The organism is Shewanella sp. MSW (assembly GCF_007636515.1).
Classification (GTDB): domain Bacteria; phylum Pseudomonadota; class Gammaproteobacteria; order Enterobacterales; family Shewanellaceae; genus Shewanella; species Shewanella indica.
Genome location: NZ_LVDR01000021.1, coordinates 13703 through 29479, shown reverse-complemented (window position 1 = coordinate 29479; position 15777 = coordinate 13703). Strand labels below are relative to the sequence as shown.

15 protein-coding genes are annotated in these 15777 nt (G+C 50.6%); 8 read left to right on the top strand and 7 right to left on the bottom strand.

Annotated features, from left to right (window positions below; genetic code table 11):
• Positions 1–2 precede the first annotated feature (2 nt).
• Positions 3–908, bottom strand: coding sequence for a glycine--tRNA ligase subunit alpha (gene glyQ, locus AYI96_RS18005; protein WP_028780936.1), 906 nt, complete (start codon positions 906–908; stop codon positions 3–5).
• Between the two features lie 109 nt (positions 909–1017).
• On the opposite strand from glyQ, the gene AYI96_RS18000 reads away from it, so the two are divergent.
• Complete coding sequence (locus AYI96_RS18000) at positions 1018–1581, top strand: DNA-3-methyladenine glycosylase I (protein ID WP_144362096.1); 564 nt, start codon at positions 1018–1020, stop codon at positions 1579–1581.
• Between the two features lie 103 nt (positions 1582–1684).
• Positions 1685–1930, top strand: a complete 246-nt coding sequence (locus tag AYI96_RS17995) for a hypothetical protein (protein ID WP_144362095.1) — start codon at positions 1685–1687, stop codon at positions 1928–1930.
• Positions 1931–1983: 53 nt separating this feature from the next.
• Here AYI96_RS17995 and AYI96_RS17990 read toward each other — a convergent pair whose 3' ends face one another.
• The 5 genes from AYI96_RS17990 to fadB all read right to left on the bottom strand — a co-directional run bounded on the left by AYI96_RS17990 (position 1984) and on the right by fadB (position 9671).
• The gene (locus AYI96_RS17990; RefSeq protein WP_071476701.1) at positions 1984–5160 is read right to left on the bottom strand and encodes an amidohydrolase family protein; all 3177 of its coding nucleotides are present in this window, start codon (positions 5158–5160) and stop codon (positions 1984–1986) included.
• 100 nt (positions 5161–5260) lie between these two features.
• Positions 5261–5731 (bottom strand): MOSC domain-containing protein, encoded by a 471-nt coding sequence (locus tag AYI96_RS17985; protein WP_071476702.1) that lies wholly within the window; start codon positions 5729–5731, stop codon positions 5261–5263.
• Between the two features lie 27 nt (positions 5732–5758).
• A complete protein-coding gene (gene tusA, locus AYI96_RS17980) occupies positions 5759–6004 on the bottom strand; it encodes a sulfurtransferase TusA (protein ID WP_101056537.1) in 246 nt (81 codons plus the stop codon).
• 331 nt (positions 6005–6335) lie between these two features.
• A complete protein-coding gene (gene fadA / locus AYI96_RS17975) occupies positions 6336–7499 on the bottom strand; it encodes an acetyl-CoA C-acyltransferase FadA (protein ID WP_044735608.1) in 1164 nt (387 codons plus the stop codon).
• Positions 7500–7520: 21 nt separating this feature from the next.
• On the bottom strand, positions 7521–9671 hold the full coding sequence (gene fadB, locus AYI96_RS17970) for a fatty acid oxidation complex subunit alpha FadB (protein ID WP_144362094.1): 2151 nt from the start codon (positions 9669–9671) through the stop codon (positions 7521–7523).
• Between the two features lie 236 nt (positions 9672–9907).
• On the opposite strand from fadB, the gene pepQ reads away from it, so the two are divergent.
• The 4 genes from pepQ (at position 9908) to hemG (AYI96_RS17950) (ending at position 13887) form a co-directional block, all read left to right on the top strand.
• Entirely contained in the window at positions 9908–11230 is a 1323-nt protein-coding gene (gene pepQ, locus AYI96_RS17965; RefSeq protein WP_071476704.1) for a Xaa-Pro dipeptidase, read from the top strand.
• On the top strand, positions 11223–11837 hold the full coding sequence (locus AYI96_RS17960) for a YigZ family protein (protein ID WP_039035691.1): 615 nt from the start codon (positions 11223–11225) through the stop codon (positions 11835–11837). The genes pepQ and AYI96_RS17960 overlap by 8 nt, the downstream gene beginning before the upstream one ends.
• 65 nt (positions 11838–11902) lie before the next feature.
• Positions 11903–13360: a TrkH family potassium uptake protein gene (locus tag AYI96_RS17955; protein ID WP_039035692.1), complete on the top strand. Its 1458-nt coding sequence runs from the start codon at positions 11903–11905 to the stop codon at positions 13358–13360.
• Positions 13360–13887 carry a menaquinone-dependent protoporphyrinogen IX dehydrogenase gene (gene hemG / locus AYI96_RS17950; RefSeq protein ID WP_039035693.1) on the top strand — a complete coding sequence of 176 codons (528 nt, stop codon included), beginning with the start codon at positions 13360–13362 and terminating at the stop codon, positions 13885–13887. The genes AYI96_RS17955 and hemG (AYI96_RS17950) overlap by 1 nt, the downstream gene beginning before the upstream one ends.
• A gap of 139 nt (positions 13888–14026) precedes the next feature.
• Here the strand turns inward: hemG (AYI96_RS17950) and AYI96_RS17945 are convergent, their stop codons facing one another.
• Positions 14027–14332 carry an ArsR/SmtB family transcription factor gene (locus AYI96_RS17945; RefSeq protein ID WP_039035694.1) on the bottom strand — a complete coding sequence of 102 codons (306 nt, stop codon included), beginning with the start codon at positions 14330–14332 and terminating at the stop codon, positions 14027–14029.
• A 228-nt stretch (positions 14333–14560) separates the two neighbouring features.
• On the opposite strand from AYI96_RS17945, the gene hemG (AYI96_RS17940) reads away from it, so the two are divergent.
• Positions 14561–15100, top strand: a complete 540-nt coding sequence (gene hemG / locus AYI96_RS17940) for a menaquinone-dependent protoporphyrinogen IX dehydrogenase (protein ID WP_039035695.1) — start codon at positions 14561–14563, stop codon at positions 15098–15100.
• Between the two features lie 135 nt (positions 15101–15235).
• Positions 15236–15769, top strand: a complete 534-nt coding sequence (gene speG / locus AYI96_RS17935; RefSeq protein ID WP_039035696.1) for a spermidine N1-acetyltransferase — start codon at positions 15236–15238, stop codon at positions 15767–15769.
• The last annotated feature ends 8 nt before the right edge of the window (positions 15770–15777 follow it).

The following is a 15777-nucleotide window of genomic DNA, read 5'->3' as shown; positions in this document are numbered from 1 at the left end:
CCTCACTTGCACATTGGGAAGCCCAGGGCTTCACGCGCCTGGTAATAAGCTTCGGCTACCGCCTTGGCCATGGTGCGCACCCGCAGGATATAGCGCTGACGCTCGGTCACAGAGATGGCGTGACGGGCATCGAGTAGGTTGAAGGCGTGTGAAGCCTTCATAACTTGCTCATAAGCGGGCAGAGGCAGAGGTTTTTCCAGTGAAAGCAGGTGCTGGCAGGTTTTCTCGCACTGATCGAACAGACCGAACAGGAAGTCGACATCGGCATGTTCAAAGTTGTAGGTTGACTGCTCCACTTCGTTTTGGTGGAACACGTCACCATAGGTGATCCTTCCCATTGGGCCGTCGGTCCACACCAGATCATAGACGCTGTCTACGCCTTGAATATACATGGCAAGACGCTCTAGACCATAGGTGATTTCGCCGGTTACCGGGCTACACTCTAGGCCACCAACCTGTTGGAAATAGGTGAACTGGCTGACTTCCATACCGTTGAGCCAAACTTCCCAGCCCAGGCCCCAGGCCCCCAGGGTAGGTGATTCCCAGTTGTCTTCAACGAAACGGATATCATGGATACTTGGGTCTACACCCAGGGCTTGCAGTGAGCCGAGGTATAGCTCCTGAATATTATCCGGTGAAGGTTTCAATACGACCTGAAACTGATAGTAGTGCTGAAGACGGTTGGGGTTTTCACCATAGCGGCCGTCGGTAGGGCGGCGCGATGGTTGGACATACGCGCTGCTCATCGGCTCAGGGCCCAATGAACGCAAAAAGGTTTGTGGATGGAAGGTGCCGGCACCGACCTCCATGTCCAGGGGTTGAACTATGGCGCAACCTTGCTGCGCCCAGTATTCTTGCAGGGTCAAGATAAAACCCTGGAATGTCTTCACGTCGTGTTTCGTCGTCATATCTACTGCTGTCAGCTATTAATAGAAAATGGTTTCGATTATACCTTGTCGATATAGGCTTATGTAGGTTATTTTTTATCGGATTTAGCGATTTAAGGGATTTTGAGTAATGGATATAGTTCGTTGTGGCTGGGTGACTGATGATCCTCTCTATCAGGAATATCACGACAAGGTGTGGGGAAGGCCGGTTTACGATGCCAAAGAACTGTTTGCCAAGCTCTGTCTCGATGGTCAGCAGGCGGGACTGTCTTGGCTGACCATACTCAAAAAGCAGGCTAACTATGAACGCGCCTTTGCCGGGTTTGATCCCCAAGTCATTGCCGGGTTCGATCAAGCCAAAATAGATGAATTGCTGCAAGACCCAGGGATAGTGCGCAACAGAGCCAAGGTGAATTCCATAGTTCGAAACGCCAAGGCATATCTGGCATTTGTGGAACAAGGTAATGATTTTTCAGAATTTCTTTGGGGTTTTGTCGGCTGGGTACCCAAAGTGAATCGCTTTGAAACCCTGACTCAGGTTCCGGCTCAAACACCCGAGTCGGAGGCGATGTCCAAGGCGCTGAAAAAACTGGGGTTTAACTTCTGTGGCCCGACGATTTGCTATGCCTTTATGCAGGCTGTTGGCATGGTCAACGATCATTTGTTGGATTGCTGTTGTTATCCCCATGATTAAGTTTTCCCGGCGTCGCCGTTTTTTGTTGGCGCTGTTCAGTTCGGGTCCAGGGCCCGGGCCCTTTGCGACGATAATCTATCTACCATTGTGCATGCTATTCTGGATGTTTATCGCATTTGTTTTTGGTCGATTATTGGCGCTTAGTGATGGCGTAAGTGTGTTTATTGGAGCGCTATTTACATTGCCAACTCTGGCGCTGGTGAACTTGTGGGCCGTTCGGGTGGGTGATACTTTACTGCGACTCAGCTTTGGCAAACAAGCCATCATGCCGACACTCATCCGTTTCCTGTTGCCGGCGCTTGTTAGCTACCTACTATTATCTTTGGTACTGCTACTGCTTATAAAATAAAAGGATGTTCCACGTGGAACATCCTTCCGTATTCACGTCGGGTTTAATCTTTTTTAAATCTCTTCAAAGAAGAAGGGCTGGCGCTGCTTCTTATCACCATTGAGTTGATTCATGGTTTCGGCATCATAGAGTTTGCCATTGACCATAGTATGAGTGACCCTGTCTGTGACCCTAATGTCCTCTAGTGGGTTACCGTCGATAACAATAAGGTCGGCTAATTTGCCTGGTTTAATTGAACCAAGCTGATGGTCCATAGCGAAGGTCTTGGCGGGATAAAGCGTTGCCGTCTTCAGCACTTCCATATTGCTCATACCGCCCTGGGCAAACATCCACATCTCCCAATGAGCTGCCAAGCCTTCACGCTGACCATGGGCACCAATGTTGGGATGGATCCCCAATTGATTCACCTCATTGGCGACTCTGGCTACATTGAAGTGGTTGTAATGTTCATCCGGTGCGGTAGGCCTTCTCATGGAGCGAGCCCGCAACAGATCGGCAGGAACATATTTTGACAATCGTGGATGAGCCCAGACATCTGTCTTATCGTACCAATAGTTTTCACCCGAAATGCCGCCATAGGCCACCACCAGAGTGGGGGTGTAACCTACTTGGGTTTGGCTCCAGAATTGCTTAATATCGTCGTAGATTGCTGCGGCCGGCAGGGAATGTTCCACTGTGGTGTGGCCATCGGCAATCATGGTGAGATTATGCTGCAGCAGGCTTCCTCCCTCAGGAACCACCATCATCTCCAATTCTCTGGCCGCGGCTATGACTTGTTGACGCTGATTGCGCCTGGGTTGGTTATAGCTCTTGACGCTGAAAGCGCCGACTTTTTTAAGTCGTTCGAGGTGGAATTTGGCATCATCCAATGAGTCTATGTGACTGGTGTAGCCTGGTAAGTTGGCTCCATAGAGTATGGTGCCGGTAGAGAATATCCGCGGGCCAACAATCTTTCCGGCTTTTTGTTGCTCGCTGGCAGCAAAAATTTCGGTAGTGTCATTGGAGGGATCATGGATGCTGGTAACCCCCAAGGCCAAGCCGGCATATAACTGCCAGTTCTGCTGGGGGATGATTTCGCTTTCACCTTGAGCGCCATGGGCATGGGCATCAAACAGACCCGGCATCAGTGTCTTACCTGAGATATCCACTAGCATAGCATCATCCGGAATAGCCATGCCGGCTTCACCCACGGCTTGGATATGGTTATCTTTCACCAACACCACACCTTTATCTATGACCCTATCATTCTCCATTGTGATGATCTTTCCGCCGACGAAAGCGATTGTTCCACGTGGAACATCCATCTCTGTCTGAAAACCAATCTCAGTAACTTGGACCTTGTCCTTGGCATTCTTCTCTCGATAGTCGTTATCCAGGTTCACTTGATAGAGTTCTGGGCCAAGGGTCCAATAGAGCTGATCGCTGTTGGCGCCCCAACTGATACTCTCACCGGCACGGGTACTGAGCTGTGTTACCGGCAAATTAGTCGCCTTAGGCCCGATATCAACGGTTTCACCATGCTTGGCGAAGGGGGTGACCCAAACCCGGAAACGTTCGGCAAATGCGAGTTGCTTACCATCGGGAGATACCCTGAATTCTGTGGCGTGTTTGCTGGTGTAGTGTACCCGCTTATCGAAACCACTAAGCGCTATTGAGGCTAGTTGCGGCGTTTCACCACTCTCGATAAAGTAGACTCTGTCATTGTCGGCACCAAACTGTGGTTGGAAGCCCTGAGCTGAGAGTTTCTTTAGTCCTTTACCATTGCTGTCAACCAGGTAGAGCCCGGGATCCTGACTCCAGGTTTTTGGAGTAATATAGCCACCGGCAATTTTACGAAACACAACTTGCTTGCCATCGGGAGAGAAGGTGGGCTCAATATATTTCCCCGGCTCTTGGGTCAGTGTTGTGGTTTTTCCTCCTCGGGCACTGATGGTTCTAACGCTGCCTTGTTGCTGATCATTCCATGTGGTAAACACCACTCGCTTACCGTCACGGGACCATTGAGGGAATAACTCATCCACCCGGTCATCCAAACGGGTCAGGCGCTTCGGTTTGCCGTCCGGCAGCTGCTTTATCCAGATTTTTCCCAGAGCTTCGTAGATGACTTTGGTTCCATCTGGCGATACCTGAGCCATGCGCAGCATTTTGACATCCAGTTGCTGCTGATCTATGTCCTGCTTAAAGCGCACCGCCGGTTGCACGGCAAGCTCTGTGGTGACATTGAATGGGATCTCTGCCGTTTGTTTGGATGCCAATTCGAGTCTGTGGATTTTGCCTTTTGCCCAGAAATAGATCTCTGCACTATCTGGACTCCAGGCCATAGTGGGATAAACACCATGTATCGCCCAGGTTTCCTGCATGTCTCTGTCAAGGTCGCCATAGAGCTTTTGCTCTTTACCGGAAGCCAGATCCAACAGGTATAAGGTTGACTGAAAACCGTCGCGTTTGATGTAGGCCAACTGTTTGCCATCCGGGCTCGGAGTAGGTCTGATGGCGCCACCAGTGCCCTCGACAAGCACTTCGATATCCCCGGTTTGAGTATCGTAGCGTTTTATCTTGTATATGCCTTTGACCGAGTCTTTGGAGTAGTGAAAGGTCTTGCCTGGGGTGGCATCTTGGCTGAAGTAGATATATCGGCCGTCCGGGGAATAGGCGGGTTCACCCAAGTCTTTCTGATCATTTGGCCGCTCGGTGAGTTTAACTCCTTCGCCACCGGCAATATGATAAAGCCAGACTTCCCCGGCTCCTAGACTGCGACTGGCTGTGAAGTGCTTTCGCGCCACCAGATATTGGGAATCAGGGCTCCAGGCCGGGCTGTTGAGCAGGCGGAATGTTTCATTGGTTACCGGACGCGGATTACTGCCGTCAGCATTCATTACCCAGATGTTGTCGCCGCCATCTTGATCCGATGTAAAGGCAATGTATTTGCCATCTGGGCTGTAGACGGGCTGCATCTGCCAGGCTATGCCTTGTGCTAAAGGTTCGGCTTCGCCGCCCTGTGCGGGAATTCTGTAGATGTCACCCAGCAGATCAAACACCAGGTATTTGCCATCCGGGCTCAGGCTTAGGTTCATCCAGGTACCTTCAGAGACCTGAATTTTGGCTTGTTCTAGGGGAGCATTCTGTGGGGCATTGACGTCCCACTTGGTTGCGTGATCGTCACTGAATGCCGAAGCTGAAAAGAGCAATGAAACAGCTGTGTACAGAGGGGTTAGTTTAGGTCTCAACATGACAGCGGCCTTATTTTAGTTATCGGTTACCGACTGTCTGTTATCTCACAAATTTGTTAACAGTAAAACCTCAATACTGTATCAATTAGTTTTCCATTTTTTATAAGTCTAAGTTGCGATTTGGCCAGCTATCGAGTAACTGAACCGGGTCCAGAGGCTTGATTTTTCCCGGATTTATCACTTTGGCAGTACAGCCACCACGCCAACCAGGCGTTAATGCTGCTTCCAACCCTGGGTATGCTCGCTCCATTTTGCCGCAGGGGTCAGTTTCTCCGGTAAGTTCAAGCACCAGTTGTTCACCAATCCTCAGGTATTTACCCACCAATTCAGGTGCAAACTCCAGACCATCCAGCAGCAAGTTGGCTCTGCGGCACGTCCAGGGTAGCTCTGTCTGTAATTGAGTACAGGCTTGTTGCCACTGTTGTTGAGATAACAGCGTTACCTGACGCTTTCCTGGTTTACCAAAAACATCGCCCTCTACACCTTGAGCCAAACTGACTTCGGCCTGGGGCAACAAATCCATCGGCGCGTTTCTTTGCTTTTTATGGGCGATAGCGAGCAGGGTAATCATAGGTTCCTTCCTGGTGAGTGGGTTAGGTTAGAGACCTTTTTTAATTAAATATTGATAAGGCAGGTTATCCGTTTGACTGGCCACTAAGGTATGGTCCATAAACTGGCAAAAGCTGGGAATATCTCTGGTGGTAGCCGGATCATCGGCGATAATGAGCAGAGTTTCTCCCTCGGCCATATAACGGACTTTCTTGCGAACCATCATGACAGGCTCCGGACACCTCAAACCTAAAGCATCCAGTTGATGTTGGGCACTGGCAAAAACCTGACTCATATAACCTCTTACAACGAGAACAACAGAAGTGGCTAATATTACTCCAAGGCAGCGGTCAAACCAAGTTGGCAGCTATTTTTTGTGCTCTACCGCATTGTTCCACGTGGAACAATGTCTTACTCGTTATTCAGCACGGGGTTCTACTTCTCATTAAATCAAAGCGCTTTATCGTCAGAGAGCCAACATCGTATTTGTGGACATCAGGTTAATTAAAGGGTTATCTCTGTGATGAGGATAAACAGCTTTTACATAAAAAAACCGCTTAAGGAATAAGCGGTTTTTCATTGAGAAGGGCAGCTTTTCTATGCCCCTCTGTGTTGGCGATATTTACTCAGACACGCTCAAATACAGTGGCAATACCTTGGCCGAGACCAATACACATGGTTGCCAGACCCAAAGTCGCGTCTTTACTCTCCATCAGATTGATCAAAGTGGTGGAGATACGGGCTCCCGAGCAACCCAGAGGGTGACCCAAAGCGATGGCTCCACCGTTGAGGTTAACCTTCTCATCGACCAACTCCATAAGACCTAGGTCTTTCACGCAAGGCAGAGACTGCGCGGCAAAGGCTTCGTTCAGCTCAACCAGATCGATATCCGCTATGCTAAGACCTGCGCGAGTCAGTGCCTTTTGTGTGGCTGGAACCGGGCCATAGCCCATGATTGATGGGTCACAACCGGCAACCGCCATCGACTTGATGCGAGCTCGGATAGGCAGTCCTAGCGCCTTGGCTTTCTCTTCTTCCATCACCAGCATGGCAGATGCGCCATCGGACAGGGCCGAAGAGGTACCAGCGGTAACTGTGCCGTTAGCCGGGTCAAACACGGGGCGCAGGCCCGCCAGTGATTCCATACTGGTTTCAGGGCGGATCACTTCGTCATAATCTATTTTGATCAAGGCACCATTGGCATCATGGCCTTCGATAGCCTGGATCTCTCTGGCAAAACGGCCTTCAACTGTGGCTGCATGCGCACGTTTGTGCGAGCGAACGGCAAACTCATCCTGCATTTCACGGCTAATACCGTGCATGCGACCGAGCATTTCCGCCGTTAGTCCCATCATACCGGCTGCTTTGGCAACCCGGGTTGCCAGGCCAGGGTGGAAGTCGACCCCATGACTCATGGGAACATGACCCATATGTTCAACACCACCAATGATGAAGGTGTCACCCATGCCTGTCATGATGGCCCTGGCTGCTTGGTGAATGGCTTCCATGGAGGAGCCACAGAGACGGTTTACGGTAACTGCGCCAACTTGCTTGGGGATACCCGCGAGCAGAGAGGCATTACGGGCGATATTGAAACCTTGCTCCAGAGTCTGCTGCACACAGCCCCAGATAACGTCTTCTATGGTGCCGGGATCCAACTGGGGGTTACGTACCAGCAGGGCTTTCATCAACTCGGCAGAGAGTGTCTCTGCACGAACATTTCTAAATACACCGGCCTTGGAACGGCCCATGGGTGTACGAATGCAATCTACGATAACTGCTTGTTTCATGGTTAAAATCCTTTCCGCAAATTAGGCCTGATAGTAAGAACCGTTGTTGGCTGCCAGTTCACGCATGCCATCGGTCACCTGGTAGAGTCCCCCCAGGTGGGCGTATTTGTCAGCCAGGGCGACAAAGTTGGCAACGCCCATGGTATCCAGATAGCGGAACACACCGCCTCTGAATGGTGGGAAGCCAAGACCATACACCAGACCCATGTCGGCTTCGGCCGGGGTGGCGACTATGCCTTCTTCCAGGCAGCGTACGGTTTCAATAATCATGGGGATCATGGTGCGGGCGATGATTTCATCGCTGCTGAACTCTTTGAGTTCACCGAATTCGGTCTGCAGTAATTCGTAGCTGACAGGATCCTTGTCTTTCTTCGGCTTACCACGCTTATCCACAGAATACTGGTAGAAACCTTTACCGTTCTTCTGCCCCAGGCGCTCATGGTTAAACATGATATCTATGGCATCTTTGCCTGTTTTGCCCATACGGTCCGGGAAGCCTTCGGCCATGACGGCCTGGGCGTGATGGCCGGTATCCAAACCGACTACATCCAGCAGATAAGCCGGGCCCATAGGCCAACCAAACTGTTTCTCCATCACCTTGTCGACGGCGATAAAGTCTGCACCATCGGCCAGTAGGCCATTAAAGCCGGCGAAATAGGGGAAGAGTACCCGGTTAACAAAGAAGCCGGGGCAGTCGTTGACCACAATCGGCGTCTTGCCCATCTTGCTGGCATAGGCCACTACAGAGGAGATGGTTTCTTCCGAGCTGTGTTCGCCACGGATCACTTCCACCAGTGGCATCTTGTGCACAGGGTTGAAGAAATGCATGCCGCAGAAGCGGGAAGGGTCTTTCAGACTCTTGGCAAGCAGGTTAATAGAGATGGTTGAGGTGTTGGACGCTATGATGGCATCGGCAGCTAGCTGCTGCTCGACTTCGGCCAGCACAGTCGCCTTAACCTTGGGATGTTCTACTACCGCTTCGACCACTATGTTGGCGTCTTTGACGGCGCTGTAGTCGAGTGATGGGGTGATGTTGTTGAGTACTTTGGCCATCTTGGCCGGGGTGGAGCGACCACGCTCTACCTGTGCCGTCAGTAGCTTGGCCGCTTCGTTAAGGCCGAGATCCAGCGCCTTCTGCGCTATGTCTTTCATAACAATCGGCGTACCCTTGCTGGCGCTTTGGTAGGCGATACCGCCGCCCATAATGCCTGCGCCCAATACCGCGGCTTGTTCTATATTTTTGGCTTGTTTGGCGGCTTTCTTGGCTTTGCCTTTGACCAGTTGGTCATTGAGGAAGATGCCGATCAGCGCCTTGGCCACATCTGTTTTGGCCAGTTGAATAAAGGCTTGATGTTCTACCAATAAAGCCTCTTCACGCCCCAGACCGGCTGCCTTTTCCACTACGTTAACCGCCGCCATTGGCGCCGGATAATGCTTGCCGGCAACAGAGAACACCATACCCTTGGCTGTGGTGAACGACATCATGGCTTCCAGCTTGGGCAGTGTCAGTGGCGATTGTTTACGTTGACGGCGACTCTGCCAGTCGAGTTTGCCCGCCAGCGCGTCCTGTAGCATCTGTAGTGCTGCGGCCTGGAGTTGCTCTGGAGCCACGACGGCATCTACTGCGCCGACTTTGAGAGCGGCTTCCGGGCGTTGGTCTTTGCCTGTGGTGATCCACTCCAATGCATTATCTGCACCTATCACTCTGGGCAGGCGCACTGTGCCACCGAATCCAGGGATGATCCCCAGCTTGGTTTCCGGCAGGCCGATTCGGGCATTGATGTCGGCAATGCGGAAGTCTGTGGCCAATATGGTTTCGCAACCACCGCCCAAGGCAAAACCATTGATGGCAGAAGCGGTTGGGAAAGGCATGTCTTCCAGCTTGTTGAATACCGCATTGGCTTGCTGCAACCATGACAAGAGTACTTCATCTTCCTGAGCGAACAACCCAAGGAACTCAGTAATGTCGGCGCCGACAATAAAGGCAGCTTTGGCCGATGTCAGCAGCAGTGCTTTCACGCTGGACTCTGCTTTGATGGCGTCCAGCGCCTCATCCAGAGAGGTCAGGGTGGCGCGGTCGAATTTGTTTACCGATCCTTCGGCATTGAAGCAAAGGCGGGCGATATTATTCTCGAGTAACTCAACTTGAATCATCGAATTTTGGTAGATCATTGCTTGCATCCTTATTGCTTAGGAGTAGGGCAGCTCAGGCCATCATTTGACCAGTTGTTGCTCAGTGTGCTTCGAAAAAAGGAAAAATACAACACCCAATTTAAACGATCGTTTAATTGCTTGTCGGTTAGCTGCAAATTTCAGCTTTGTGATACACTGCACATTGGCTTTTGTTGTAACTGTGAACAGCGTCCAATGGCAAGGGGAACCTTGATTTCAGATAACAGGAACGGCTTATTATGCAACTGGCTCAGCATTATCAATCACATATAAACACTCTTAATCAAAGGGTTGCCGAGATTTGTGCTCGTGAGGGACTGTCTGGTTTGGCAATTCATTCGGGTCAACCCCACAGGCAGTTTCTGGACGATATCGATTACCCCTTCAAGGTGAACCCCCATTTCAAGGCCTGGGTGCCTTTACTGGAAACGCCTCATTGTTGGCTGCTGGTCAATGGTCGCGACAAGCCTGTGCTGATCTTTTACCGTCCCGAAGACTTCTGGCACAAGGTGATAGATCTGCCGCAAAGCTTCTGGTGTGACAGCTTTGATATCCGTATTTTGACCAAGGCCGATAAGGTGGCAGAGCTCCTGCCTGTGGCCGAAGGTCACTGGGCCTATATAGGTGAACACCTGGAAGTGGCTTCTGTGCTTGGGTTTAATAACTGTAACCCTGAAGCTGTAATGAGCTACCTGCACTTTTATCGTGCCTGTAAGACAGATTACGAGTTGGAATGTATGCGTCAGGCCAATCGTATTGCGGTCAAGGGCCATCGCGCGGCCAAGAACGCCTTCTACAGTGGTGCCAGTGAGTTTGAAATCCAGCAGCAATACTTGAGTGCCATAGCACAAGGGGAGAATCAGATTCCCTATGGCAATATTATAGCCCTCAACCAAAACGCCGCTATTTTGCATTACACTGCGTTGGAGCATGAAAGCCCACAGCAGAGGTTGTCTTTTCTGATCGATGCCGGAGCCTCTTTCCACGGCTATGCTGCCGATATCAGCCGTACCTATGCTTTTGAAAAAAATCGATTCCACGATCTTATCCAGGCGATGAATCAACTGCAGCTTCAACTGATTGAACACTTGCGACCCGGCAAACGTTATACTGAGCTGCATCTGCTGGCTCATCAACAGCTGGCGACTCTGTTACTTGAAGTCGGCCTGGCCAGAGGCTCGAAAGAGATGCTGCTGGAGCAGGGTATTACCCGGGCTTTTTTCCCTCACGGGCTGGGGCATATGTTGGGATTGCAGGTGCATGATGTCGGTGGTTTCTTCAATGACGAACGCGGCACCCATGTGGCCCCTCCTGAGGAGCATCCGTTTCTGCGCTGCACCAGGACTATGGCGCCCGGGCATGTAGTAACCATAGAACCAGGACTTTACTTCATCGATAGCCTGTTGGCGCCACTCAGGCAAGATGGCCGCAAGGCGTTGGTGGATTGGGATCTGGTAGCCAGTTTACGCCCGTTTGGTGGGATCCGTATTGAAGACAATGTCATAATCCACGCCCATAGTAACGAAAATATGACTCGAGAGTCAGGTCTCATTGATTGAAAGTTATCCCATTGCGGCAGAAGAGCTGGAATATGAAGAGGAGATAAAGCATAGCCGCTTTATCTCTTTGGTATTTCCCTGCCATTCGCCAGAAGAGTTTAAACAGCAACTACAACAGATAAAGCAGCGTTATCCCGGTGCCAGTCATTATTGCCAGGCATTTATTTGTGGTGCACCCAAGGGGCTGTCGGCCATGGGGTCGAGTGATGACGGCGAGCCGGGTGGTAGTGCCGGTCGCCCTATGTTGGCGGTCTTGCAGGGTGCTGGCATAGGTGAGATTGGCGCCGTTGTCGTGCGTTACTATGGCGGCACCAAGTTGGGTGTGGGTGGGCTGGTTCGTGCCTACAGTAGCGGGCTCAAGCAGATGATGCCTCGGCTGGCGACCAAGACCAAAATGCTCAGGGAAAAAGGCAGTTTGGTTTGCCGTTACGACCAACTGCCCGATGTCGAACATCTGTTGCAGAGGCTCGATGTGTTGATAGAAGAGCGGGAGTTTACTGACAATATTCGCCTGACACTGGCCGTGCCCCTATCTGTTACCGAGAGTATCAATAAAGAGTTGGCTCCCATGAGCCAAGGACAACTAAAGATAGATTTTTCACAGTGAACACTCTGATAACTTGTGCGACAATGCTGAGTTTTTATTGGCTAATGGACTGATTGAAAAGCGGCATGCATTACCGAACGATTACCCGTATTACCGGGTTACTGATAGGGCTTTTCTCCATCACTATGCTGCCCCCGGCATTGGTGGCCCTTATCTATGAAGACGGCGGTGGTACAGCCTTTATCAAAGCCTTCTTTATCAGTCTATTTATCGGTTTCTGGCTCTGGTATCCCAATCGCCACCATAAGGCAGAACTCAAGACCCGAGAGGGTTTTTTGATCGTGGTGCTGTTCTGGACCGTACTTGGTGCCATAGGTACCTTGCCCTTTTTACTATCGAAACAGCCGGACTTGTCGTTAGCCGACAGTATTTTTGAGTCTTTTTCGGCGCTGACTACCACAGGAGCCACTGTGATAGTCGGCCTGGATAACCTGCCAAAGGCGATACTCTTTTATCGTCACCTCCTGCAATGGCTCGGTGGTATGGGGATCATTGTGTTGGCGGTAGCTATTCTGCCGGTGTTGGGGATTGGGGGGATGCAGCTTTACCGGGCTGAGATCCCCGGGCCCGTCAAAGACTCCAAGATGACCCCCAGGATTGCCGAAACCGCCAAGACGCTCTGGTATATCTATCTGATGTTGACCTTGGCCTGTGCCGGCGCCTATTGGCTCGCCGGTATGAGTGCCTTCGATGCCATCAGTCACTCATTTTCTACTATCGCTATTGGTGGGTTCTCCACCCATGATGCCAGCATGGGCTATTTTCAAAGCCCGACCATCAATTTGATTTGCGTGGTATTTTTACTGATTGCGGCAGTGAACTTCAGCCTGCACTTCGCAGCGTTTTCCCGCCGGGGGATCAACTTCAAGGTTTATTTTCGTGATGCTGAATTCAAGGCGCTTATCGCTATTCAGTTACTGCTGACTGCCATCTGTTTCGCCACCTTGTATCACTCGGGTATCTATGATTCACCGGAGCAAACTCTGGATCATGCGCTGTTTCAGGCGGTATCCATTTCCACCACAGCCGGTTTTGGCACCGAGAGCTTCCATGTTTGGCCGCTGTTTCTGCCTATTCTGTTGATGTTTTCCAGCTTTATCGGCGGCAGCGGTGGTTCTACAGCCGGCGGTATCAAGGTTATCCGCGTGGTGTTACTGCTGTTGCAGGGCTCGCGCGAGCTTAAGCGTCTAATTCATCCCAGGGCCATGTTCTCCATTCGTATCGGTTCCAAGGCGTTGCCGGATAGGGTAATAGATGCTGTTTGGGGGTTCTTCTCCGCCTATGCGCTGGTATTTGTCATCTGTATGCTGATCCTGATGGCCATGGGAATGGATGCGATAACGGCCTTCAGCGCCACCGCAGCTTGCCTTAACAACCTGGGGCCTGGCCTAGGTGAAGTTGCCAGCAATTACGCCAGCATAGGTGATGGCGCCAAGTATGTGCTTGTGGTTGCCATGTTGTTTGGGCGCTTGGAAATTTTTACCTTATTGGTGTTGTTTACCCCGACTTTCTGGAAGAACTGATGAGCAAAACTCTGATTATTTATTCGACCGTTGATGGCCAGACCAAGGCGATATGCCAGATGATGGCCGATGAATTGAGCAAAGTGGGTGAGACAGTTTCTATGGTATCGTTGGCTGAGGCGGAAGCTGAGCCTTTGCAGACTTTCGATAAAATCCTTGTGGGTGCCAGCATACGTTATGGTAAGCATAGGCCGGAGTTGTACCGTTTCGTCAACCACCACCATGCGCTGCTGAATGCCAAGAAGAATGCCTTCTTTACCGTCAATGTAGTCGCTCGTAAGCCGGAAAAGAATACCCCGGAAACCAACCCTTATATGCAGAAGTTTTTGCAGTTATCCCTGTGGCAGCCACAGTTGCAAGGCGTGTTTGCCGGCAAGATAGCCTATCCTAACTACGGCTTATTTGACCGTAGCATGATTCGGCTGATCATGTGGATAACCAAGGGGCCAACTGATATCAGCGGTACTTATGAATTTACCGATTGGCAGCGGGTGAAAGCGTTTGCTGCCGAGTTTGCCGAGCTTTAAGACCTAAGGGCGTGGCTTACAGGCCTGCCTGCTGTGTTGTGCTTCTTGCAAAGGACTAGGGCCATTTGCTGCGAACCATGCCTTGCATCCAGGCCCGTAAGCCGACGCAGAGCACACATGGGACTTGTTCGCACCTTCCCTAAGCGCAGTACTTACGGTGCAGAATAGAAATGACCTCGGTGACCTGTTGATTCTTGAGCGAGTAGTAAACAACCTGCGAACTCTTGCGGGTTGCCACCAGATCTTCGGCGCGCAGTACTGCCAGATGTTGTGACAGCGCAGATTGGCTCAGCGGAACCGTTTCATTCAATTGAGTAACGCTCAGCTCCTGATCCAACAGTAGGCAGAGGATCATCAGGCGATAAGGGTTGGCGATGGCCTTGAGCCATTTGGCAGCATTTTCCGCATTGGAAAGCATGGCTGCGATATCAATATCTTTTTGCATCAGCTTGGAACCTCTTCGCCTTTTGATTAGGTTATTCTAATTGAATAGGGGGATGAGTACAATCATCAGTCTTTTATCTGGATCGCAATTCTAGCCTGAAAACTACCGATTCAGCGCGATTTGCGGCAATATTCTTAAGAGTTGAAGCCGATTATGTGATCTCTCAACTTGTTCTATCTGGGCGACAAGCCACACAATTTAAGTTACAGACACTCAATAGGCGAACTTATGAAATCCATTCTTGTGCTCTACTTCTCCCGTGGTGGCCACACTGCCAAGATCAGTCGCTGTATAGCTGAAAGACTACAGCAGTTGGGTCATGAGTGTGACAGCATGGATTTGGCTGCGGCCGAGGCGGAAAACATCGACTGGCAAAAATATGATGCCGTGGTACTCGGTGCTTGTGTGCTTTATGGCACCTACGACAAGAGTGTGTTCGCTTTTTGCAGCAAACACCAACAGGTGTTGACAGAAAAAGGGCTCAGCTTTTTCTCTGTTAATGTGGTGGCCCGCAAACCGGAGAAACGAATACCGGAAAACAACAAGTATCTGCAGAAGTTTATTGCTCTGTCGGATTGGAAACCCAAGGATGTGAAGATTATCGCCGGTAAGGTGGACTACCCCTCTTGGGGCTGGCTGGATAGCTTTATGATCCGGTTGATCATGAAGATGACCGGCGGCCCAACCGATCCCAAGACGGTTATCGACTACACGGACTGGGAAGATGTAAAGCGCTATGCCGAGTATTTGAGTGATTTGGCATCCTGATAGAGCCGATGTTTTCCAAGCGCAGTCATGGTACTGCGCTTTTTTGTATGTGTTGAAAAGACTGCAAGGCAAGCTTTGTTTGCCTGTTGCCCACTTAATATGGGCGGCTTTATTGTATGACTTTTAGGAGGTGTCATGAATGACGGTGAGATTCGCCTGCGGGCGCTGGAAAGAACAGACCTGAGATTTATTCATCAGTTAAATAACAATCGCATTATTATGGCTTATTGGTTTGAAGAGCCCTATGAGTCGTTTGATGAGCTTGAAGAGCTCTACAACAAGCATATCCATGACAAGACGGAGCGACGCTTTATCGCAGAAAATGCTCAGCAGCAGACTATAGGCCTGGTTGAGTTGGTGGAGATCAATGACATTCATCGTAACGCCGAGTTTCAGATCATTATAGCGCCGGAGTTTCAGGGGCGAGGTTATGCCAGACCTATGGTCAACAAGGCGCTCAATTACGCCTTTACCATACTTAACCTATACAAGGTTTATCTGCATGTGGCACTGGAGAATGACAAGGCGTTGCAGCTCTATCAAAAGTGCGGTTTTAAAGAGGAAGGCCATTTGGTACAGGAGATCTTTATCAACGGCCAATACTCGGATGTCAAACGTATGTATGTCTTACAAGCCGATTATCTACAGTTGAATAATATTCACCTATAGAGGGGTTG

Coding starts and splice junctions, on each gene's coding strand:
- AYI96_RS18000 (WP_144362096.1), top strand. CDS start 1,018: ATGGATATAGTTCGTTGTGGCTGGGTGACTGATGATCCTCTCTATCAG.
- fadB (WP_144362094.1), bottom strand. CDS start 9,671: ATGATCTACCAAAATTCGATGATTCAAGTTGAGTTACTCGAGAATAAT.
- glyQ (WP_028780936.1), bottom strand. CDS start 908: ATGACGACGAAACACGACGTGAAGACATTCCAGGGTTTTATCTTGACC.
- hemG (WP_039035695.1), top strand. CDS start 14,561: ATGAAATCCATTCTTGTGCTCTACTTCTCCCGTGGTGGCCACACTGCC.
- AYI96_RS17945 (WP_039035694.1), bottom strand. CDS start 14,332: ATGCAAAAAGATATTGATATCGCAGCCATGCTTTCCAATGCGGAAAAT.
- AYI96_RS17985 (WP_071476702.1), bottom strand. CDS start 5,731: ATGATTACCCTGCTCGCTATCGCCCATAAAAAGCAAAGAAACGCGCCG.
- AYI96_RS17990 (WP_071476701.1), bottom strand. CDS start 5,160: ATGTTGAGACCTAAACTAACCCCTCTGTACACAGCTGTTTCATTGCTC.
- fadA (WP_044735608.1), bottom strand. CDS start 7,499: ATGAAACAAGCAGTTATCGTAGATTGCATTCGTACACCCATGGGCCGT.
- tusA (WP_101056537.1), bottom strand. CDS start 6,004: ATGAGTCAGGTTTTTGCCAGTGCCCAACATCAACTGGATGCTTTAGGT.
- AYI96_RS17995 (WP_144362095.1), top strand. CDS start 1,685: ATGTTTATCGCATTTGTTTTTGGTCGATTATTGGCGCTTAGTGATGGC.
- hemG (WP_039035693.1), top strand. CDS start 13,360: ATGAGCAAAACTCTGATTATTTATTCGACCGTTGATGGCCAGACCAAG.
- AYI96_RS17955 (WP_039035692.1), top strand. CDS start 11,903: ATGCATTACCGAACGATTACCCGTATTACCGGGTTACTGATAGGGCTT.
- speG (WP_039035696.1), top strand. CDS start 15,236: ATGAATGACGGTGAGATTCGCCTGCGGGCGCTGGAAAGAACAGACCTG.